The organism is Streptomyces sp. NBC_01257 (genome assembly GCF_035917255.1).
Classification (GTDB): Bacteria; Actinomycetota; Actinomycetes; order Streptomycetales; family Streptomycetaceae; genus Streptomyces.
This window is the reverse complement of record NZ_CP108472.1, coordinates 5,873,848-5,894,227: the sequence shown is the minus strand read 5'-3', so window position 1 is coordinate 5,894,227 and position 20,380 is coordinate 5,873,848. Positions and strand designations below refer to the sequence as shown.

16 protein-coding genes are annotated in these 20,380 nt (G+C 71.1%); 8 read left to right on the top strand and 8 right to left on the bottom strand.

Translation table 11 applies throughout. The annotated features are described in order from the left end of the window. Positions 1-14: 14 nt before the first annotated feature. On the bottom strand, positions 15-1,004 hold the full coding sequence (locus OG408_RS25750) for an acetylxylan esterase (protein ID WP_326672194.1): 990 nt from the start codon (positions 1,002-1,004) through the stop codon (positions 15-17). A 276-nt stretch (positions 1,005-1,280) separates the two neighbouring features. Between OG408_RS25750 and OG408_RS25745 the strand changes: the two genes are divergently transcribed. The 5 genes from OG408_RS25745 to OG408_RS25725 all read left to right on the top strand — a co-directional run bounded on the left by OG408_RS25745 (position 1,281) and on the right by OG408_RS25725 (position 7,474). Beyond that, entirely contained in the window at positions 1,281-2,531 is a 1,251-nt protein-coding gene (locus tag OG408_RS25745; protein WP_326672192.1) for a sugar ABC transporter substrate-binding protein, read from the top strand. A gap of 5 nt (positions 2,532-2,536) precedes the next feature. After that, complete coding sequence (locus tag OG408_RS25740; protein WP_266782363.1) at positions 2,537-3,526, top strand: carbohydrate ABC transporter permease; 990 nt, start codon at positions 2,537-2,539, stop codon at positions 3,524-3,526. After that, the gene (locus tag OG408_RS25735; protein ID WP_326672189.1) at positions 3,523-4,434 is read left to right on the top strand and encodes a carbohydrate ABC transporter permease; all 912 of its coding nucleotides are present in this window, start codon (positions 3,523-3,525) and stop codon (positions 4,432-4,434) included. The genes OG408_RS25740 and OG408_RS25735 overlap by 4 nt, the downstream gene beginning before the upstream one ends. A 114-nt stretch (positions 4,435-4,548) precedes the next feature. Beyond that, positions 4,549-5,751 carry a glycoside hydrolase family 1 protein gene (locus tag OG408_RS25730; RefSeq protein ID WP_266782359.1) on the top strand — a complete coding sequence of 401 codons (1,203 nt, stop codon included), beginning with the start codon at positions 4,549-4,551 and terminating at the stop codon, positions 5,749-5,751. A 250-nt stretch (positions 5,752-6,001) separates the two neighbouring features. Next, positions 6,002-7,474, top strand: coding sequence for a glucoamylase family protein (locus tag OG408_RS25725; RefSeq protein WP_326672187.1), 1,473 nt, complete (start codon positions 6,002-6,004; stop codon positions 7,472-7,474). A gap of 16 nt (positions 7,475-7,490) precedes the next feature. Here the strand turns inward: OG408_RS25725 and OG408_RS25720 are convergent, their stop codons facing one another. Beyond that, on the bottom strand, positions 7,491-8,546 hold the full coding sequence (locus OG408_RS25720; RefSeq protein WP_442806065.1) for a hypothetical protein: 1,056 nt from the start codon (positions 8,544-8,546) through the stop codon (positions 7,491-7,493). Positions 8,547-8,788: 242 nt separating this feature from the next. Between OG408_RS25720 and OG408_RS25715 the strand changes: the two genes are divergently transcribed. Both OG408_RS25715 and OG408_RS25710 read left to right on the top strand, forming a co-directional pair. Next, positions 8,789-10,915, top strand: a complete 2,127-nt coding sequence (locus OG408_RS25715; protein WP_266786405.1) for a TPM domain-containing protein — start codon at positions 8,789-8,791, stop codon at positions 10,913-10,915. A gap of 77 nt (positions 10,916-10,992) precedes the next feature. After that, on the top strand, positions 10,993-11,703 hold the full coding sequence (locus tag OG408_RS25710) for a PspA/IM30 family protein (RefSeq protein ID WP_266782355.1): 711 nt from the start codon (positions 10,993-10,995) through the stop codon (positions 11,701-11,703). Positions 11,704-11,716: 13 nt separating this feature from the next. Here the strand turns inward: OG408_RS25710 and OG408_RS25705 are convergent, their stop codons facing one another. From OG408_RS25705 to OG408_RS25680, 6 genes are all read right to left on the bottom strand, one after another. Beyond that, positions 11,717-14,281 (bottom strand): SpoIIE family protein phosphatase, encoded by a 2,565-nt coding sequence (locus tag OG408_RS25705; RefSeq protein WP_266786403.1) that lies wholly within the window; start codon positions 14,279-14,281, stop codon positions 11,717-11,719. Positions 14,282-14,475: 194 nt separating this feature from the next. Next, complete coding sequence (locus tag OG408_RS25700) at positions 14,476-14,904, bottom strand: ATP-binding protein (protein WP_266782353.1); 429 nt, start codon at positions 14,902-14,904, stop codon at positions 14,476-14,478. A gap of 176 nt (positions 14,905-15,080) precedes the next feature. Continuing rightward, entirely contained in the window at positions 15,081-15,485 is a 405-nt protein-coding gene (locus OG408_RS25695) for a (deoxy)nucleoside triphosphate pyrophosphohydrolase (RefSeq protein ID WP_266782351.1), read from the bottom strand. A 64-nt stretch (positions 15,486-15,549) separates the two neighbouring features. Continuing rightward, a complete protein-coding gene (locus OG408_RS25690; RefSeq protein WP_266782349.1) occupies positions 15,550-15,750 on the bottom strand; it encodes an SPOR domain-containing protein in 201 nt (66 codons plus the stop codon). Between the two features lie 205 nt (positions 15,751-15,955). Further along, positions 15,956-17,689, bottom strand: coding sequence for a purine-cytosine permease family protein (locus OG408_RS25685; RefSeq protein WP_326672183.1), 1,734 nt, complete (start codon positions 17,687-17,689; stop codon positions 15,956-15,958). 259 nt (positions 17,690-17,948) lie between these two features. After that, positions 17,949-18,701 (bottom strand): GntR family transcriptional regulator, encoded by a 753-nt coding sequence (locus OG408_RS25680; protein ID WP_266782345.1) that lies wholly within the window; start codon positions 18,699-18,701, stop codon positions 17,949-17,951. Positions 18,702-18,974: 273 nt separating this feature from the next. Here OG408_RS25680 and OG408_RS25675 point away from each other — a divergent pair, with 273 nt between their 5' ends. Beyond that, complete coding sequence (locus tag OG408_RS25675; protein WP_266782343.1) at positions 18,975-20,357, top strand: glycoside hydrolase family 18 protein; 1,383 nt, start codon at positions 18,975-18,977, stop codon at positions 20,355-20,357. The last annotated feature ends 23 nt before the right edge of the window (positions 20,358-20,380 follow it).

The window sequence follows — 20,380 nt, the reverse complement described above, 5'->3', positions numbered from 1 at the left end:
GCCGGCCGGCCCCGCTACCCCAGCCACTTCCCGAAGAACGCGCGCCGCGCCTCCACCAGCCCGGCCACGTCCTCCGCCAGGCCCTCGTACTCGAAGTGCCCCGCCGGCAGCACCAGCAGCTCCCGCTCGCCCGCCAGCGCGTTGTACACGGCGAACTGGCCGGGCGGCGGCACGGACGGGTCGAACAGCGCCGCGGCCACCAGGGTCGGCCGCGCCACGAAGCCCGCGGCCGTCGCGGCGTCGAAGTACCGCAGGACGTCCACGACTTCGGGGTGCTCACGGTGGTAGCCGCGCACCGCCTCCCCGCTCCCCGCGCACGGCAGCGTGAGCCGCAGCGGGTGGTTCCCGAACGTGGGCACCGTCAGCTGGCCCGCCGCGATCCGCTCGTCCCACGGCAGGGCGAGCGCGCCCAGCCCGCCGCCGAAGCTCTCGCCGTGGTAGCCCAGCCGGCCCGTCCCGGCGAGCTCCGGCACCAGCTCCTCCAGGGCCGACGCCGCACACCACAGGTCCGCCACGCAGTCGCCGATGACATAGGTGTCGCGCGACTCGATGCCGTGCAGCACGTGCCCGGCGGAGACGTCGGGGATGCCGTCCACGAGGGCGCGCGTCCCCATCCCCCGTACGCAGGGCAGGATCGCCGCCGACGAGGGCAGCGGCAGGGGCACCCCGGGCCCGGCCTCCTGCCGGCCGCCGTACCCGTGCCCGATGACGAACCCGTGGCGCACCGGCTCCCGCGCCGCCCCGCCCGCCGGCAGCGCCACCCAGCCGCCGATCCGCACGCCGCCGACCGAGGTGTACGTCACCCCGTGGATCCGCACCCCGTCCCGCTCCTCCTCCACCGGGCCGAGCTCCGGTTCCGTGGCGACCTCGCGGGCCGCGGCGTACCGCGCGCGCCAGAAGTCGGCGAAGTCGTCCGGGACGGGCGGCGCCGGAACGGCCAGCAGCTCGTCGAGGGTGCGTCCGTGGGCCGGATCGAACGGGAAGTCATGAACGAACGAAGTCATGATCACGACACTATCGCCGGTCGTTTCCCGGCCCGGACCCGCCCGTTCCCCGTCCCTGACCTCGGCCGGGCCCGGCACCAACCATGCGGAATCGGTCACATCATCACCTTTTCCACAAACGACACGCTTACCGTTCCAAGTTGAACATTCAGATGTCCGGCGCGTTGCACGAGTGTGACCAAGCACCCTCTTGCGGATTCCCGAATGTCTGCCGCAGAGTGATGTATGCGCTTACAGGCAGCGCATACATCCGGAATGCTCAAGGAGGAGCCCTCCATGTCCCGCACCGCCAGAAACGCCTCCACCGGCATCGGCATCGCCGTCGTCCTCGCTCTCGGTCTGACCGCGTGCGGCAGCTCCGGTGGCGACGACGTCGCCGCGGACAAGAAGCAGACACTCACTGTCTGGGCCATGGGGGCCGAGGGCGAGAAGCTCGCGGATGTGGCCAAGGTGTACGAGAAGGCCAACCCGAACATCACCGTCAAGGTGACCCCGGTCGGCTGGGACGTCGCCCACCAGAAGCTCGTCTCCGCGGCCGCCGCCGGCACCATGCCGGACGTGGCGCAGATGGGCGGCAGCTACATGGGCGAGTTCTCCGAGCTCGGTGTGCTGGAGCCGGTCGACACCAAGACCTTCCAGAAGAAGGACTTCTTCCCGGCCGGCTGGAAGCAGGGCGAGGTGGACGGCCAGGCGTACGGCGTGCCGTGGTACGTCGACACCCGCGTCCTCTACTACCGCACCGACCTGGCCGAGAAGGCCGGCATCACCAAGGCTCCGACCAACTGGAAGGAGATGCAGGACCTCGCGACCGCCTACCAGAAGAAGGCGGGCACCAAGTGGGGCCTGTCCATCCAGCCCAGCGGCCTGGACACGGTGCAGAACTTCTACTCCTTCCTGTACTCGGCCGGCGGCGAGATCGTCAATGACAAGGGCGAGGCCGTCATCGACAGCCCCGAGGCCGTCAAGGCGCTGAAGGAGTACGGCTCGTACTTCGACAAGGGGCTCTCCAACAAGTCCATCCCGCCCGGCTACGACGTCGTGAAGGACTTCGGCAACGGCCGCGTCCCGATGTTCTTCGGCGGTCCCTGGCACGTCACCCTGCTGAACGAGGGCCAGCCGCAGCTCAAGGGCAAGTGGGCCGTGGCGGCCGTCCCCGCCGACAAGTCCTCCACCTCGATGGCCGGCGGCTCCTCCCTGGTGATCTCCAAGGACAGCGAGCACAAGGCCGCTGCCACCAAGTTCATCCAGTACCTGACGGACACCAAGGGCCAGGCCGACTGGTACAAGCGCACCAAGGACCTGCCGGCCAACACCGCCGCCTGGACCTCCGGCGCTCTCGCCGATGACGCCGATCTGCAGATCTTCAAGAAGCAGATGGACACCGCCAAGTCCTCCCCGTCGCTGCCCAACCTGAGCGAGATCACCGACAAGGTCGACCAGGCCATAGCGAAGGTGACCCAGGGCAAGGCGTCCGCCGAGGACGCGCTGAAGACCGCGCAGTCCGAGATCGAAGGCCTCGTGAAGTAGGAGCCATGAGCACCACGACCGGAAAGGCCGCAGAGCCGGCCAAGGTGCAGGCCGGGCCGGGGACCGTGTCCCCGGCCGCCGGGCCCAAGGGTTCGCGAAGCCGCAGGAAGCCCTCGATGGGCGTGCAGAACATGGCCGGCTGGCTGTTCTCCACTCCCTTCCTCGTTCTCTTCCTCGTCTTCATGGCCGTCCCGATCATCGCCACGCTGGTGATGAGCTTCACGGACTTCGGGCTGCGCAACGTGACGCACCCGCTGGACGCGAACTTCATCGGCTTCGAGAACTACACCAAGCTGTTCAGCGACGAGAAGTTCCTCAAGTCGCTCTTCAACACGGCGTACTTCGTGGTCGTCGGCGTCCCGTTGACGATCCTCCTCGGACTGGTCGTCGCCGTACTGCTGAACAACGGCATCGACCGGGCCCGGACCTTCTTCCGCGTCGGCTTCTACGCCCCGGTCGTGACCACCATCGTCGCGGTCGCCGTCGTCTGGCGGTTCGTGCTCGACCCGAGCGACGGTCTGGTCGCGGGCCTCTTCTCCGAAGTGGGCCTCACCGCACCGGACTTCCTCGGCTCCGAGACGCTCGCCATGCCGTCCATGATCGCGATGGCGGTCTGGCGCAACGTGGGCACGGTCATGGTGCTCTTCATCGCCGGTCTGCAGGCCATCCCCACCGAGGTGCGGGAGGCGGCGCGGCTGGACGGCGCGAACGTCTGGCAGGAGTTCAAGGGCATCACCGTCCCGCTGCTGCGGCCCACGCTGCTCTACGCCACGGTGATCACCACCATCGGCTACCTCAACGTCTTCGAGGAGCCCTTCGTGATGACGCAGGGCGGCCCCTCGGACTCGACGCTCACCGTCTCGCTGAACATGTACCGCGAGGGCTTCAACTTCTTCCACATGGGCTATGCGAGCGCCATGGCGTATGTCCTCTTCGTAGTGATCATGGGCATCACGGTGCTGCAGCTCCGACTGCTGAAGGACAACACGAAATGAGCGCCACCAGTGCACCGAGCGCCGTCTCGACGGCGCCGTCGAAGAAGCCCGGGGAGGACGGGCGGCCCGGCCGTCCCGAGCGGCCGCGCTCGCTGAAGCGGGTCCTCGTCTACGTCCTGCTGTCGTTCGGCCTGCTGATCATGTCGGCGCCGTTCCTGTGGATGGCCCTCTCCGCGTTCAAGACGACGAGCGAGCTGACCGCGAGCCCGCCGGTCTGGATCCCGACCGAGTGGACCCTGGAGAACTTCCGGGACCTGCTCGACAAGCTCGATCTGCCGCTCTACTTCATGAACTCCGTGATCGTGGCGGTGCTGGTCACCGTCTCGAACCTGGTGTTCTGCTCGATGCTCGGGTACGCCCTGGCCAAGCTGAACTTCGCCGGCCGCAACAAGATCTTCGGTCTGGTGCTGGGCGCCCTCATGGTGCCGGGCAACCTGATGCTGCTGCCGCTGTTCGTGCTGATGAGCAAGATGGGCCTGATCGACTCGTACGCCGGTCTGGTCCTGCCGTTCGCGGCCGGCGCCTTCGGTGTCTTCCTGATGCGGCAGTTCATGCAGTCCATCCCGGACGAGCTGCTGGAGGCGGCCCGGATGGACGGCGCCGGTGAGTGGTACATCTTCTGGCGCATCGTGATGCCGCTGGTGAAGCCCGCCCTGGCGACGCTGTCGATCTTCACGTTCCTCGGATCGTGGAACAACTTCGTCTGGCCGCTCATCGCGACCAACGACCCCGACAAGTACACCCTGCCGGTCGCCCTGGCGACGTTCGCCACCGACCCCAACAAGGCCGGCGGCTCCAACGGCATGCTGATGGCCGGGTCCTTCCTGATCGTGCTGCCGGTCCTGGTCGTGTTCATCGCGCTCCAGCGGCACTTCACCCAGGGCATCGCCACGGCGGGCATGAAGTAGCCCGCCCGCGGGCGGCCGGACCCCCTTCCCGGCCGCCCCACCGAAACGTACGAGGCCGCGCACCCCACCCCACCGCCGGTCACACCCCTTCCCGCACCAGAAAGACAGTTTGCGATGACTCACACCCAGGTCCCGTTCCCCGAAGGATTCCTGTGGGGTGCCTCCACGGCCGCCCACCAGATCGAGGGCAACAACACCAACAGCGACTGGTGGGTCAAGGAGCACACCGCGGGCACCCACATCCAGGAGCCCAGCCTGGACGCCTGCGACAGCTACCACCGCTGGCACGAGGACATGGACGTGCTGGCCGGACTGGGCTTCACCGACTACCGGTTCTCCATCGAGTGGGCCCGCATCGAGCCCGCCGAGGGCCGGTTCTCCCGGGCCGAGCTCGCCCACTACCGCCGGATGGTCGAGGGCGCCATCGAGCGCGGCCTGCGCCCCATGGTCACCCTGCACCACTTCACCGTGCCCCAGTGGTTCGAGGCCCGCGGCGGCTTCACCTCCGAGGGCGCGACCGAGCTGTTCGCCCGCTACGTCGCGGCCTGCGCGCCGGTCATCGGTGAAGGCGTCAGCCACGTCTGCACCATCAACGAGCCGAACATGATCGCCGTCATGGCGGGCCAGGCCAAGCGCGGCGACATCGGCTTCCCGCCCGCCGGGCTGCCCACCCCGGACGACGAGACCACCGAGGCCGTGATCGCCGCCCACCACGCGGCCGTCAAGGAGGTCAAGGCGATCAACGGCGACATCCAGGTCGGCTGGACCATCGCCAACCAGGTCTACCAGGCCCTGCCCGGCGCCGAAGAGGTCACCGCGGCCTACCGCCACCCCCGCGAGGACGTCTTCATCGAGGCCGCCCGCGGCGACGACTGGATCGGGGTGCAGTCCTACACCCGGACGAAGATCGGCACCGACGGCCCGATCCCGACCGCGGACGACGTCGAGCGCACCCTCACGCAGTGGGAGTACTACCCCTCCGCGGTCGGTCACGCGCTGCGCCACACCGCCGATGTCGTGGGCCACGACGTGCCGCTGATCGTCACCGAGAACGGCATCGCCACGGACGACGACAACCGCCGCGTCGACTACTACACCGGTGCGCTGAACGAGGTCGCCTCCGCACTGGAGGACGGCCTCAACGTCCGGGGCTACCTGGCCTGGAGCGCGCTCGACAACTACGAGTGGGGCTCCTACGCGCCCACCTTCGGCCTCATCGGCTGGAACCCCGAGACGTTCGAACGGCTGCCGAAGCCGTCCGCCGTCTGGCTGGGCGAGATGGGCCGCACCCGCGCCCTGCCGCGCGACGCCGGCTGACCCCGGCCCCATGACCGGGAGCACCTGACAGCTCCCGCGCGTACGGGGACCGGCGGAACCTGACATCCGCCGGTCCCCGTACCGCACCACCGCACCTTCGGCTTCACCGCACCACCGGCGCGGTCCGGGTCCCACAGCCCCGGCCGTGCCGACAGCCGTACCCGAAAGCGGCGGCGGAGGCGCGCCTCCGCCGCATCGAGCACGCCACGGAACTCCCCATCCCCCTTCTGCCACCGGGAGCTGGACCTTCATGGACCGTCGCACGTTTCTCACCGCCGCCGGGACCGGGGCCGCCGCCCTGTCCGTCGGAGCCGTATCAGCGCCCTCGGCAGGCGCCGCCCCGCTCGGCCGCACCCCGGACCCGCAGCTGCTGCTGCGCTGGTTCCGTGACACCTACCGTTCGATCGAGGCGATGACCACCGGTCTCGGCCTCGCCGTCGACAAGATCGACGTGAGCGGGCCCGACGGCCCCGTCCGGTCCCGCCAGACCTCGCCCACCAACATCGGCTGCGGCCTCTGGTCCACCGTCGCGGCCGCCGGACTCGGCGTGATCAGCGACGCCACCATGCGGCGCAGGCTGGAGCTCACGGTGCGGTCCGTGGAGAAGCTGGAGCGCCATCACGGCTTCTGGCTCAACTGGTACGACGCGCACGACGGTTCGGTGCTGACCGAGTGGCCCGGCACCGGCGACCCGGTCCGCCCGTTCCTGTCATCCGTCGACAACGCCTGGCTGGTCACCGGTCTGCGCATCGCCGCGGACGCGGCGCCCTCGCTGCGCCCCCGCGTCGCCCGCATCCTCGCGGACGCCGACTGGTCGTACTACTACACGCCCTACGACCCGGCCGACCCGGTCGCCGGCCCCGGCCAGCTGCGCGGCGGCTTCTGGACCGACAACGAGGAACCCACCGGCCACCACTACGGCGCCCTCAACACCGAACCCCGCATGGCCAGCTATCTCGGCATCGCGGACGGCTCGCTGCCCGCCGACCACTACTGGCACCTGCTGCGCACGATGGTCCCGGGCAACGAGCAGGAGCAGCAGCCGCAGGGCAGTTACGTGGCGATGGACGGCATCCGCGTCTGGCAGGGCCACTACACCCACCGCGGCCGCAGGATCGTCCCCACCTGGGGCGGGTCGATGTTCGAGGCGCTGATGGTCCCGCTGTTCGTGCCGGAGCCGGAGTGGTCGCCGCGGTCGTGGGGCCGCACCCATCAGCGCTATGTGCGCAGCCAGATCGAGCACGGCACGCAGGAGGCGGAGTACGGGTACTGGGGGTTCTCGCCCGCCAACATCCCGGAGGGCGGCTATCAGGAGTACGGCGTCGACGCGCTCGGCATGCAGCTCGACGGCTACGCCTCGAACACCGACCGCACGTACACGACGGACGGTGCTCCGCTGCCGCCCGCCTCGGCGTTCACCAACGGTGTGGTGACCCCGCACGCCTCGTTCCTCGCACTGCCGTACGCACCGGCCGAGGCCGTGGCGAACCTGCGGGCGCTCGACCGCGATTTCGGCGCGTACCACGAGGGCTACGGCTTCCGGGACTCCGTCAACGTCTCGACCGGACGGGTCAGTGACTTCCAGCTCGCCCTCGACCAGGGGATGATCGCCGCGGCGCTGGCCCAGGCCCTGCGGCCGGGGCTGCTCCAGCGGCCGTTCCGGACCGGTGGATTCCGCTCCCGGGTGCGGCCGCTGCTCGCCAAGGAGCGCTTCAGTATCTGAGCCCGCCCCGCCGGACTCAGTGCCAGCCCTCCCGGTACGCCGCCCAGTCGCCGTCCTCCGCGGCGAAGTCGACGTACAGCGCCACCCCGAACCGCTCCCGGCCGCGGTCCGTGCGCCCCAGCCCCAGCCTGGTGCCGCGGACCGCGGCCGCGACCGTCTCCGCCGACGCGTGGTGCCCCATGTCGTTCTCGTGGAAGAACGGCAGCCCCATCAGCAGGTCGGTGCCGCGCGGGGTCACTTCGAGGGCCAGCGAGGTCTGTTCGGCGACGTACCCGCCGTACAGCCCCTCCAGCGGCATCCAGGTGTCGTACGACATGACGGCGATCTGGTCGACCCTGCGGGCCACCTGGCCGAAGTACTTCTGCGACCACCACTTGCCGCGGCCGGTGAGCGCGCCGAGGACGGTCTGCGCGGCGGGCAGCGGGTCGATCTGGTGGGCGGCGACGGAGAGCGGTACCCCGCGGGCCCGGGTGAGTGCGTGCAGGTCGTCCAGGAGCGAGAGGTAGTGGGCGTCGCCCGAGTGCAGCGGCTCCAGGTCGAAGTGCACGCCGTCGAAGCCGGCGTCCAGGACCTGCCGCGCCGATCCGACGACGGCCTCGCGCGACGCGGCACGCTCCAGGCGCAGCCCGTCGGGCCCCTCGCTCGCCAGCCTGTCCCCGAGCCAGGCCTGGACCCGGATGCCGGGCATGGTGCGGTGCACGGCATCGATCAGCCGGCGCGCCCCGGGGTAGCGGGCGGCGGGCAGTGTGCCGTCGTGTTCCAGGGGTCCGGCGTGGACGTACAGGTCCCTGATGCCCGTCCCCTTGCTCCGGGCGGCGAACGCGGCGAGGTCGGCGTCCTTCTTCCGGCCGTCGACCCAGGCGTGCCCCAGCCAGATGGCGTCGCGGCCCCGGGTCAGGGTGCCGTCCCCCGGATCGCCGGTGAAGTTGAGCCGCAGGGCGGCGCCCGCGGTGAGGACCGGCACCACGAGCACCAGGACCAGCCCCAGCGCGATCCGCCTCGGCCAGGTCGCGAGAAGCCGGGCCGCCCCCTTCCGTACCGCCGCCGCCGCCCGCCCCGTTCGCCCACGCACGTGCGCGCCCCCTGTGTGTGTCCCGGTCCTGTCCGTCCCGGCTGCCTGTCCGTCCCGGCCCCGTGTCCCGGCCGGTGTACTCCGGCTGTACGAACGCCGGGGCGTGTCCCGCGCTGGGCCACGCCCGTACGAGAACCAGGACGCACCAGGTCCGGGGGCCGTTCCCGGGAGGGCCGGGCGGCTCTTCGGCCGGGTCGCGGGCCATCGGTGGTGGACATAACGTCGCAGACGTGACGTCGCCTGTGAGCCGAACCCGGAACCTCATACCGGGCCGGGCCCTGCTCGCCGTGCTGCTGACGGTGTGCTGGCTGGCCCTCCCCGCCGCGCTGACCGCTCGCGCCGACGACCCCATCACGCTGTCCCGGGACGGGCAGATCACCGACAAGGTCGGTGCGCTCGGGGACCGCAGGCCCCAGGTGGTCACCGCGCTCGACCAGCTGTACGACCAGCGCCGCGTCCAGCTCTTCGTGGCTTACGTCCGTGACTTCTCCGGGCGCTCCGCACAGGACTGGGCCGACGAGACGGCCGACCGCAACGGGCTCGGCCTCGACGACGTCCTGCTGGCCGTCGCCACCCACGACCGGCAGTACGCGTACTCCGTCGACCAGGACTCCCGCCTCACGGACGCGCAGCTCCAGGACGTGGCGAGCACCGCCGTCGAGCCGGCGCTCAAGGAGAACGACTGGGCGGGCGCCGCCATCGGGGCCGCCCACGGCTACGCGGCCGTGCTGGCCGGCCGGCCCGTGCCCACCCCCACGCTCACCCCCGGCGCCGACGACCCCGGCACCGGGAAGTCCGGCGGGACCAGCACCGGGGACCTGGTGCTGCCGATCGTCCTCGTCGGCGGCGCCGGCGCGGTCGCCGCGTACGCCTTCACCCGGCGCAAGCGGCGCGCCACCACCCGGACGACGCCCGGCGCCACCGGCTGGGGTCCTGCGGGCGGGGGCGAGGCGCAGCAGCCGCCCACACCGCTGCCGGAGCTCGACGCCCGGGCCAAGGAGACGCTCGTCGACACGGACGACGCGGTCCGCACGAGCGACGAGGAGCTCGGATTCGCCACCGCCCAGTTCGGCGAGGAGGCCGCGGCGCCGTTCACCGAGGCGGTCGCGTACGCCAGGGGCGAGCTGACGGCGGCGTTCCGGCTGCGGCAGCAGCTCGATGACGCGTTCCCGGAGGACGACGACACCCGCAGGCGGATGCTGGACGAGATCATCAGCCGCTGCGCGGACGCCAACACCCGGCTGGACGCGGTCTCGGAGGACTTCGACCGGCTGCGCGAACTGGAGCGCAACGCTCCGCAGGCGCTGGCGGCGGCCGAGTCCGCCTTCCGGGCGCTCGCCGGCCGGGTGGCCGCGGCCGAGACCACGCTCAACTCGATGCGCGGCACGTACGCGGAGTCGGCATCGGCCCCCGTCGCGGGTGACATCGAACAGGCCAAGGACCGGCTGGTCTTCGCCACGTCCTCGCTCAACCAGGCCCGGCAGGCCGCCGACGGCGGCGACAACGCGGCGGCCGCGGTGTACGTACGGGCCACCGAGGGCGCGATCGGCCAGGCGGCCACCCTCGTCGACGGCGTCGACCGGCGCGCGCGGGAACTCGGCGAGGCCGCGGGCCGGCTGCCGGGCGCGCTCACCGAGATGGAGACGGACCTGGCGGACGCCGGAGGGCTGCTGGAGGGCACGTCGCAGGGCATGTCCACGGCCGATCTGCGCGGCCGGATCGCCCGGGCGCAGTCGGTGGCCCGCGATGTGCGGACGGAACTGGACGCCGGTGCGTACGACCCGGTCGACGCGCTGCGCCGGGTGGAGGAGGCGGACGCGGCGCTGGACGAGGCGCTGGCGGGCGCGCGCGAGCAGGAGCAGGGCAGCCGGCGGGCCCGCTCCCTGCTCGACCAGGCGATGCTCACGGCACGGTCGGCGATCGGTGCCGCCGCTGACTACGTCACCACCAACCGGGGCGCGGTCGGCAGCGAGGCCAGGACCCGGCTGGCGGAGGCCCAGCGGCGCCTGGAGCGGGCCGGTGAGCTGTCCGGGACGGACGACCCGCAGGCCGCGCTGGCCGAGGCGCAGCGGGCGGACGCACTGGCCGGGGAGGCGCGGAGCCTCGCGGAGCAGGACGTACGGGCGTACGGGGGCCGTGGCGGCGGCATGCCGGGCGGCGGGGGCGGTTCGGGCGGCGGCATGGGCGGTGCGGTCCTCGGCGGGATCATCCTCGGCGGGCTCCTGGGCGGCGGGGGCCGCGGGGGCGGCCTGGGAGGCGGCGGATTCGGGGGCGGCGGCTTCGGCGGCGGGTTCGGCGGGGGCGGCGGGCCCGGCAGCTTCGGCGGCGGGGGCACCCGCGGCCGGCGGGGCGGTGGCGGCCGCTTCTGAACGGCGGCCGCGCCCGCGGTCACACACCTGCGCACACGTACGCAGCACGGAACGACAAGGACCCCAGGAGAGGTGCCATGAGCAAGCAGACCATTCTCGGACGCGTCACCCAGCTGGCGAAGGCCAACATCAACGCCCTGCTCGACCAGGCCGAGGACCCGCAGAAGATGCTGGACCAGCTGATCCGCGAGTACACGTCCAACATCTCGGAGGCCGAGCAGGCCGTGGCCGCCACCATCGGCAATCTGCGGCTGATGGAGCAGGACCACAGCGAGGACGTCGAGGCGGCCAAGGGGTGGGGCGAGAAGGCGCTCGCGGCCAGCCGCAAGGCCGACGAGCTGCGGGCGGGCGGATCGGCAGGTGACGCCGACAAGTTCGACAACCTGGCCAAGGTCGCACTCGGCCGCCAGCTCCAGTCGGAGAAGGAGGCGAAGACCGCGGAGCCCACCATCGCCGCGCAGACCGAGGTGGTGGACAAGCTCAAGACCGGCCTGGACCAGATGAAGGCGAAGCTGACGGAGCTGAAGTCCAAGCGGGACGAGCTGGTCGCCCGCGCCAAGTCCGCCCAGGCGCAGAACCAGATGATGGACTCCGTCAAGAACATCAACGTCCTCGACCCGACCAGCGAGATCAGCCGCTTCGAGGACAAGGTGCGGCGCGAGGAGGCGAAGGCGCTGGGCAAGCAGGAGCTCGCCGCGTCGTCGCTGGACGCCCAGTTCGAGCAGCTGGACACGCTGGGCGCCAGCGCCGAGGTGGAGGCCCGCCTCGCCGCGCTGAAGACGGCCTGACCCCGGGCCGTCCTCAGTACATGCTCAGGAGTTCCTCCACTGTGCGCTCGACGGCCGGTCCGCCGTCGGGCAGCGGGAGTTCGAACCAGACGGTCTTGCCGCGCGGGGTCCGCCGCGATCCCCAGGCGGCGCTCAGCAGCCCGACCAGCTGGAGTCCGCGGCCGCCCTCGTCCGTGTCGCGTGCGCGCCGGCGCCGCGGCTGGACGAGGCCCGCGTCCCACACCTCGCAGACGAGGGTGCGGTCCCGCAGCAGCCTCAGCCGGATCTCGCCCTCGCCGTAGCGCAGGGCGTTGGTGACGAGCTCGCTGACCAGGAGTTCGGTGGTGTCCACCAGGTCGTCGAGGTCCCAGGAGAGCAGCTGGCCGCGGGCGAGCTCGCGGGCGCGGCCGACCGAGCGGAGCTCGCGGGGCAGCCGCCAGTCGCCGACGGCCTCGGCCGGCAGTCCCTGGATGCGGGCCATCAGCAGGGCGATGTCGTCCTCGCCGTGCCGGGTGTCGAGCGAGCTCAGCACGTGGTCGCAGACGTCCTCCAGGGGACGCGCGGGTTCGACGAGGGCTCCGCGCAGCGCTGCCAGTCCCTCGTCCAGCGGGTGGTCGCGGGACTCGACGAGGCCGTCGGTGTAGAGGGCGAGGAGGGCGCCCTCCTTGAGCTCCACCTCGACCTCCTCGAAGGGTTCGCCGCCGACGCCGAGCGGCATCCCGGGCGGTACGTCGAGGAGCAGTGCCGCCTCGCCCGGTTCGACGACGACGGGGGGCAGATGACCGGCGTTGGCGAAGGTGCAGCGCCGGGTGACCGGGTCGTAGACGGCGTAGACGCAGGTCGCGAGATAGACCTCGGAGAGGTCCGCCTCCCGGGACTTGTGGGCGGCGCGGGAGGGCCACTGGGCGCCGCCGCCCGCGTCGGCCGAGGTGCCGCCGCCGGGGGTGCCGAGGCCGCGGGCGACCTCGTCGAGCGCGGAGAGCACTTCGGCGGGTTCGAGGTCGAGGAGGGCCAGGGTGCGTACGGCGGTGCGCAGTTCGCCCATGGCGACGGCGGCGCGCAGTCCCCGGCCCATCACGTCGCCGACGACGAGGGCGGTGCGGTGTCCGGGGAGTTCGATGACGTCGAACCAGTCGCCGCCCACCTCGGTCGCCGTGTTGCCGGGCAGGTAGCGGCAGGCGATGTCCAGGCCCGCGGCCTCGGGGTCGCCGGGGGGCAGGAGGCTGCGCTGGAGTATCAGTGCGCGTTCGTGCTCGCGCCGGTAGAGGCGGGCGTTGTCGATACAGACGGCGGCGCGGGCGGCGAGTTCGGTGGCCAGCGCCCGGTCCCGTTCACCGAAGGGTTCGCTGCCCTTCGTACGGGAGAACTGCACGAGGCCGACGACGGTGTCGTGGGCGACCATCGGCACGGCGAGCGTGGACTGGACGAAGCCGCGGTCGTCGCCCGGCACGTCCTCCACATGGCCGGTGCGCAGGGCTATGGCGCAGGGCGAGCCGAAGGGGTAGTGGTGCACGGCGCCGAGTGCGGGCGGCCCGGTGACCGAACCGGATTCGGCGTCGGGCGAGGCGGGGGCGAGGCCGGGCAGGGTGTCCGACACGGCGCTGGCGAAGGCGACGCGGCGCAGTTCGGCGGAGCCGCCGACCGCATCCCGGCGCAGTGGGCTGCCGCTGCCCGGCGGGGCCTCCTCGCCGGTGAGCAGGGCCTGGTAGAGGTCGACCGCGGCGAGGTCGCAGAAGCCGGGCACGGCGACGTCGAGGAGTTCGCGGGCGGTGGTCTCCAGGTCGAGTGAGTTGCCGATGCGGGCGCTCGCCTCGTTGAGGAGGGCGAGGTTGCGCCGGGCACTGGCGGCCTCGCGGGCGGCGATGTGGCGCCGGGTCACATCGGTGGCCAGTCCGGCGATGCCGATGGGGCGGCCCGAGCCGCTGTGCACCCGGTAGAGGTTCATCGACCAGTGGCGGCGCTCGGTGCCGCCGGGGGTGGTGCCGACGAGCTGGAGGTCGGTGACGGAGTCGCCGGTGGCCAGCACGCGTTCGAGCGTGGCGGTCAGCCGGTCCGCCTCCGCGCCGGCCAGGTAGTCGTCGACGGTGCGGCCGCGGTGGTCGTCGGCCCGGCCGCCGAAGACCGTGGCGAAACGCTGGTTGGCCCGTACCACGGTGAGATCGGTACCGAACAGCACGAAGCCGAAGGGAGATTGACCGAAAATCGCCTGCGATGCGGCGAGGTCCGTCTCGATGACGCGCAGGGCGCGCACGTCCACGACGATGCAGACAGCGGCCCGTTCACCCGTGGCCGTCTCGCTCGGCATGACATAGATCTCGGCGAGCCCGTGCACACCGTCCTCGCCCGGCATCCGGAAGGGGACCAGGCCCGTCCACTCCTTGCCGTCGAGCACCTCGCCGATCCGCCGGCGGCCGTCCCCGCGCAGTTCGGCGGGCATGAACGCCTCGACCGGGTCCCTGCCCACGGCCTCGGAAGCGGCAACGCCGAAGAGACCGGCGGCCCGGCGGCTCCACTGCTCGATCAGGCCGTCGGGGCCGATCGAGAAGGAGGCGACCCTGATGTAGTCGTAGATCGAGCCAGGCGGACTGCTCTGCCACACGACGTCGCCCGCTGTCCCAGGTATTTCGCTCACGCGACCGTCCCCTCCAGCTCACACACCGGACCGGTCCTGCCCGCAGTATTCAGCACTACGGCCCCGACCGACACGGCGTTCACGATCACAGCACGGTCTCAGTCCCTTTCGGCCAGGTTCCGACCGGACCGCGGGTGATCGCTGTTCGTCCCACCTCACTCCTAACCAGGGAGAGCCAGCTCGAACCACACCGTCTTGCCGCTCTTTCCTCGCCTGGTCCCCCAGCGGCGTGCCGAACAGGCCACGAGCTGCAGTCCTCTGCCGCCTTCGTCGTCGGGCCCAGCCGTACGTTCGGTGGGCGGATCCGGAAGCGGATCGGAGACTTCCACGAGCAGCCCGGGGTGTGCGGAGGGGCCGTCGCCCCGGGGACGGGGGCGCACCAGCCGCACCCCGATGGGACCCGCCGTGTAGCGCATGGAGTTGGTCACCAGCTCGCTGACCAGCAGAACCGCCAGATCACCGACGGCCGCGTCGAGCCCCCAGCAGCGCAGCGCGTCGTGGACGGCGTGCCGGGCGGTGCGCACGGCACCGGGGACAGCAGGAAAACTCCACTCGGCGCAGTCGCCTTCGGTATCGATCACGCCGATCACTTCCCAAGACCAGCAACGGAGGACGTCCTGTTTGCGGGGGCTAAACACCACATACCCGAAATACAGGACGAAATACCGCTGCCGTCGACACGTGGGGCGTACGGGTGCAATGCCGTGCGCACGAACGGCCGTACGTGTAGGGAAGGGGCGCGCGGATCCGCGGACGGGCGCTCCGCTCAGCGTCGGGCGCTGCCGGACAGCCGGCGTACGGCTTCCGCGACCGCGGGCCGGTCCTGTTCCAGCCAGTCCACCGTGTCGCTCTCGCCCGGTCCGAGCCAGCGGAGCTCGTCGTGGTCCTGGAGCGGGGCGGGCACACCGGAGACCAGCCGGGCCGTCCACACCCGGAGCACGTAGCCGGCCTTGAGCGGCCACTCGCCGGGGATGCGCTCCAGCGGCTCCGTCTCGATGCCCAACTCCTCGCGGAGCTCGCGGACGAGCGCCTGCTCCCCGCTCTCGCCCGGCTCCACCTTGCCGCCGGGCAGCTCCCAGCGGCCGGCCAGCTCCGGCGGTGCGCTGCGGCGCGCGGCCAGCAGCCTTCCCCGGTCACAGACGGCTCCGGCCACCACCACGCGATCAGTCATGGTGCGGAGCGTAATGCCCCGTCACGGCCGTCCGGAAAAGCGCCGGGAGGGGCAATGGGGCGCACTACGGCCTGGCGGTCTGCCCTATGCGCTCCACCCAGTAGAGCTGCTTGTGTCCGCGGCCCTCCAGCTTGTCGGCGGTCCGCTGCGCCTCGTCCTGCGTGGCGTACCTGCCCACGCGGTAGCGGTTGCCGTTGTCGTCCTGCCGTATCACCAGCCAAGGGAGCACGGCACCGCTGTCGCTCATCGTGTCCCTCCCGAGCATTGCGCCCCTCCCCTGAACGGCGTGCACGCTTCTAAGGATCCCCAGGAAACCGCAGTACGCATATGCCCGAGCGTACGCCTGACCTTCACTCAACGCATACGCAATTGCACAAAGAGATACTGATCCGGCCAGGAGTGGACCAACGCCCTGGGGGCGCATCCGTCCGGATGCGCCCCCAGGGCGTGGTCGCGTGCTCCGACAGGGCCTATGCGGGGCCCGCTCCGCCGCGCAGCACCGGCATGGGCATCAGGACGGGCCCTCCGGCGGGGTCCTTGCGGCAGACGTCGCCGCAGTCGGCGTCCAGGGAGCAGCAGAGCGAGCAGATCGGCCCGGACTGCACGGGGCAGTCGGCGATGTCCGGGAGTTCGTACGCCGTCTCGCAGACCGCGCAGGTGTGGGTGGCGGTGATGTCCGCGATCTCGACACCGGGCCCGTTCACCGGGTTGGGCCGCGCCAGGTAGTACTTCCCCTTCGTGGCCCAGGCGATCAGCGGACAGAGCGTCAGCGAGAGCCCGGCGGCGATGAAGGTCGAGAAGGCCTCCGCGTACGTACCGAACAGCCCGAAGAAGGCGAGGATCGAGACGGTCGAGGCGATCACCATCGCTCCGAAGCCCGCCGGGTTCACCGCGTACAGATAGGCCCGCTTGAACTCGATGTACGGCGGGCTCAGCCCGATCCGCTTGTTGATGACGAGGTCGGCGGCGACGGCGGCGATCCAGGCGATGCCCACGTTGGAGTAGAAGCCCAGCAGCTTGTTGAGGGCCGCGAACATGTTCATCTCCATCAGCGTCAGCGCGATGACGAGATTGAGGAAGATGTACCAGACCCGGCCGGGGTGGCGGTGGGTGATGCGCGAGAAGAAGTTGGACCAGGACAGCGAGCCGCTGTAGGCGTTGGTGACGTTGATCTTGATCTGCGACACGATCACGAAGAGCGCGGCGGCCGGCAGCGCGAAGGAGCCGAGCCAGGGCTTCAGCGCCTCGATCTGCGGGGCGATCGGCTCCAGCGCGTGCGTCTTGCCGACGGCTTCCAGGGCGACGAAGGCGAGCAGCGCGCCGCCGATCTGCTTGGCCGCGCCGATGATGACCCAGCCGGGTCCGGCGGCGAGGACGGCGAGGTTCCAGCGCCGCTTGTTGGCCTCCGTCTTCGCCGGCATGAAGCGCAGGTAGTCGGCCTGTTCGCCGATCTGGGCGATGAGCGAGAGCGCGACGCCGGTGCCGAGCCCGAAGCCGATCCAGGAGAAGCCCGAGCCGGACCCCTCCGTACCGCCGAAGGAGCCGAACGCGCCCCAGGCGTCCGGCGCCTCGAAGGCGAGGACGACGAACGGCAGCACCATGCCGATGATCCAGACGGGCTGCGTCCAGGCCTGCACCTTGGCGAGGGCGCCCATCCCGCGGAAGACGATCGGGATGACGATCAGGGTGGTCACCAGGTAGCCCGCCTCGACCGGCAGACCGATTGCCTGGTGCATGGCCTGCGCCATGATCGAGCCTTCGAGGGCGAAGAAGATGAAGGTGAACGACGCGTAGATCAGCGAGGTCAGCGTCGAGCCGAAGTAGCCGAAGCCGGCGCCCCGGGTCACCAGGTCCATGTCGAGGCCGTACTTCGCGCAGGCCCGGGCGATGGGGATGCCGGTGAGGAAGATGATCGTCGCGGCGGCCAGGATCGAGGCGAATCCGCTGGTGAAGCCGTAGGTGAACACGATCGATGCGCCGATCGCGAAGTCGGCGAGATAGGCGATCCCGCCGAGCGCCGTACCCGCGACCGTGCCGGGCGACCAGCGCCGGAAGGAGTGCGGCGCGTAGCGGAGCGAGTAGTCCTCGCGGCTCTCGTCGGCGGCGAGCGCGGCGTAACTGCGCCGGGGCGGCGGGTCGGCGGACCCGCCTGCGAGGTCTCCCCCGGAGGCGGGTTCCGTCTTCGGTACGGCTGTGTCCGTCATCGGTGACTTCCCGTTCGTCAGGCCGGTGTGCGGGTCCGAACGGGAAGTTAGGAGCAGGACATGACAAGACGTCACCGTCGTCGATTGCCCGGCTGTTACGGGACCGGGGCCCCCGTTAACTTGTCGTCACGGGCACCGGACGCGCACCACCGGGTATCGGTCACCCGACAGGAACGCCCCCGGCCGGCCCCGCTGACCAGGCAGGAATCCACCTGCCCGCCCCCGGCCGTCCGACGGGAATCCCGCCGCCCGGCCGCCGTCAACGGACGGGCAGGTGGTAGGCGATCCGGTAGCGGTCGGCCGGCACCACCACGTCGGCGGTCTCGACCGGGCGACCCGACGCGTAGTACGTCCGCTCGATCACCATCACCACATGGCCCGGCACCCCGCCGAGCGCCAGGAGCTCCTCCGCCAGCCCCGGGCGCGCGCCGACCTGCTCGGCCACGTTGTCCACGACGACATCGATCGCGGCCATCCGCTCGACCACCCCGCAGCCGCCCAACGGGCCCTCCTCCGGCAGCATCACCGGTGTGCGGCCCGTGACCGCGAGGGTCTCCCAGGAGGTGGAGAGCATCATCGCCTCACCGGCGTCCCGGAACACGTAGCGCGTACGCATCACCCGGTCGCCCGGCTCGATCCCGAGCCGTTCGGCGATCTCCGGGCTCGCCCCCTCCTGTTCACTGCGGGACTCCCAGGTCCCGCGCGCCCCCTCCGCCGTCTGCTCCTGCCGGAACGGGCTCGCCCCGGCCTCCGAGCGGAAGCCGGAACGGGCGATCCGACGTGGGACCGGGCGCTCGCGGACATACGTGCCGGAGCCGGAGCGGCCCTCGACCAGCCCCTCGGCCATCAGCACCTTGCGCGCCTCCAGCGCGACGGTGTCCGATACTCCGTATTCCTCGCGGATACGCGCCTGCGAGGGCAGGCGGGTATGCGGCGGCAGCGAACCGTTGACGATCTTCTCTCGCAGATCGCTCGCAACGCGCAGATAGGCGGGCTGCTCACCGAAAGTCACAGGCCACTCCCCAAGAAGTTGACAGACCGCAACAGCCTCGCAACCCTCGGTTCCGGACCGCAAGCACAGGCCAGAGTTTCACTCGAAGTGATGATTCATCAGTCGCGTGCGCATACCCCGCCCGTGTCCACCAGGACATCTTCGGCCGTTACCGGCCTTCCCCCTCCCCTGCCTCTTGACCTCATTTGGTCCAGACCAATAGTTTCCTCTTCACACAGCACGGCCACGCACCTCCCCGCACATGCCTCCGCACACGCACAGGAAACGGGCCTCATGCGTCGAAGAACCCTGTCCGGACTGGCCATTGCCGCCGCCGGGCTCTCGCTGGCAGCCACTCTCTCCCCCGCCGCCAACGCCTCCCCGGGCCACGGCACGGACCGCGGGAACCACCACCAGGGCTCCGCGCCCGACTACAAGCGCGTCGGCTACTTCACCCAATGGGGCGTCTACGGGCGCGACTTCCAGGTCAAGGACCTGGAGACGAGCGGCACGGCGGCCAAGCTCACCCACCTCAACTACTCGTTCGGCAACGTGAACGCCGACGGGAAGTGCTTCACCGGCAACGTGCCCGGCGAGGCCGACGCCTGGGCGGACTACGTCCGTCCGCTGGACGACGCGGGCTCGGTGGACGGCGTCGCCGACACCGACGACCAGGCCCTCGCGGGCAACTTCAACCAGCTGCGCGAGCTCAAGGCCAAGCACCCCGGCCTCAAGGTGATGATCTCGCTCGGCGGCTGGAGCTGGTCCACGCACTTCTCGGACGCGGCCCGCACCGCCGCCTCCCGCAAGGCCTTCGTCTCCTCCTGCATCGACCTGTACATCAAGGGCAACCTGCCGGTGGACGGGACGCGCGGCGGGCAGGGCGCGGCGGCCGGTCTCTTCGACGGGGTGGACATCGACTGGGAGTGGCCCGGGTCCGCCGGTGACACCGACACCGTCTTCCGCCCCGAGGACAAGCGGAACTTCACGGCTCTGGTGCACGAGTTCCGCACCCAGCTGGACGCGTACGCGAAGAGCGGCGCCGCCTCGCGCAAGGGCGGCCACCACGGCCGGAAGCCCAAGCACTACGACCTCTCGGCGTTCGTCCCCGCCTCCCCCGAGAAGATCGACGCCGGCTTCGACGTACCGCGCGTCATGCGGGACTTCGACTTCGTGAACCTCCAGGGATACGACTTCCACGTCTCGGGCGAGAAGACGACGGCCCAGCAGTCCGCGCTGTACGCGAAGGGCGACTTCAGCGGCGACCGGACCGTGCGCGACTGGCTGAAGCGCGGCGCCCCGGCCCGCAAGCTGGTGCTGGGGATGCCGTTCTACGGTCAGGGCTGGACCGGGGTGACCGGTGGCGGCGACGGCCTCGGCCAGCCCGCCGCGGCCCCCGCGCCCGCCACCTGGGCGGCCGGCTACGAGGACTACAAGGCCCTCAAGAAGCTGGCCGAATCCGGTACGTACAAGGTCCACCGCAACGTCCGTGACGGCAGCGCCTGGCTGTTCGACGGCACCACGCTGTGGACGTACGACGACCCGCAGGTCCTGCGCACCAAGACCGCGTACATCCGCGACCACCGGCTCGGCGGCGCGATGTTCTGGTCGCTGGACGGGGACACGGACGACGGCGAGCTGATGACCGCCGTCGACCGCGGACTCTCCCGGCGCTAGGCAGCACCCCTCGTCCGGGGCGG

What these genes read in the sequence shown, in the direction of transcription:
- OG408_RS25745 (WP_326672192.1), top strand. Translation starts at nt 1,281, where the DNA reads ATGTCCCGCACCGCCAGAAACGCCTCCACCGGCATCGGCATCGCCGTC.
- OG408_RS25725 (WP_326672187.1), top strand. Translation starts at nt 6,002, where the DNA reads ATGGACCGTCGCACGTTTCTCACCGCCGCCGGGACCGGGGCCGCCGCC.
- OG408_RS25740 (WP_266782363.1), top strand. Translation starts at nt 2,537, where the DNA reads ATGAGCACCACGACCGGAAAGGCCGCAGAGCCGGCCAAGGTGCAGGCC.
- OG408_RS25735 (WP_326672189.1), top strand. Translation starts at nt 3,523, where the DNA reads ATGAGCGCCACCAGTGCACCGAGCGCCGTCTCGACGGCGCCGTCGAAG.
- OG408_RS25685 (WP_326672183.1), bottom strand. Translation starts at nt 17,689, where the DNA reads ATGACGGACACAGCCGTACCGAAGACGGAACCCGCCTCCGGGGGAGAC.
- OG408_RS25695 (WP_266782351.1), bottom strand. Translation starts at nt 15,485, where the DNA reads ATGACTGATCGCGTGGTGGTGGCCGGAGCCGTCTGTGACCGGGGAAGG.
- OG408_RS25730 (WP_266782359.1), top strand. Translation starts at nt 4,549, where the DNA reads ATGACTCACACCCAGGTCCCGTTCCCCGAAGGATTCCTGTGGGGTGCC.
- OG408_RS25710 (WP_266782355.1), top strand. Translation starts at nt 10,993, where the DNA reads ATGAGCAAGCAGACCATTCTCGGACGCGTCACCCAGCTGGCGAAGGCC.
- OG408_RS25690 (WP_266782349.1), bottom strand. Translation starts at nt 15,750, where the DNA reads ATGCTCGGGAGGGACACGATGAGCGACAGCGGTGCCGTGCTCCCTTGG.
- OG408_RS25750 (WP_326672194.1), bottom strand. Translation starts at nt 1,004, where the DNA reads ATGACTTCGTTCGTTCATGACTTCCCGTTCGATCCGGCCCACGGACGC.
- OG408_RS25675 (WP_266782343.1), top strand. Translation starts at nt 18,975, where the DNA reads ATGCGTCGAAGAACCCTGTCCGGACTGGCCATTGCCGCCGCCGGGCTC.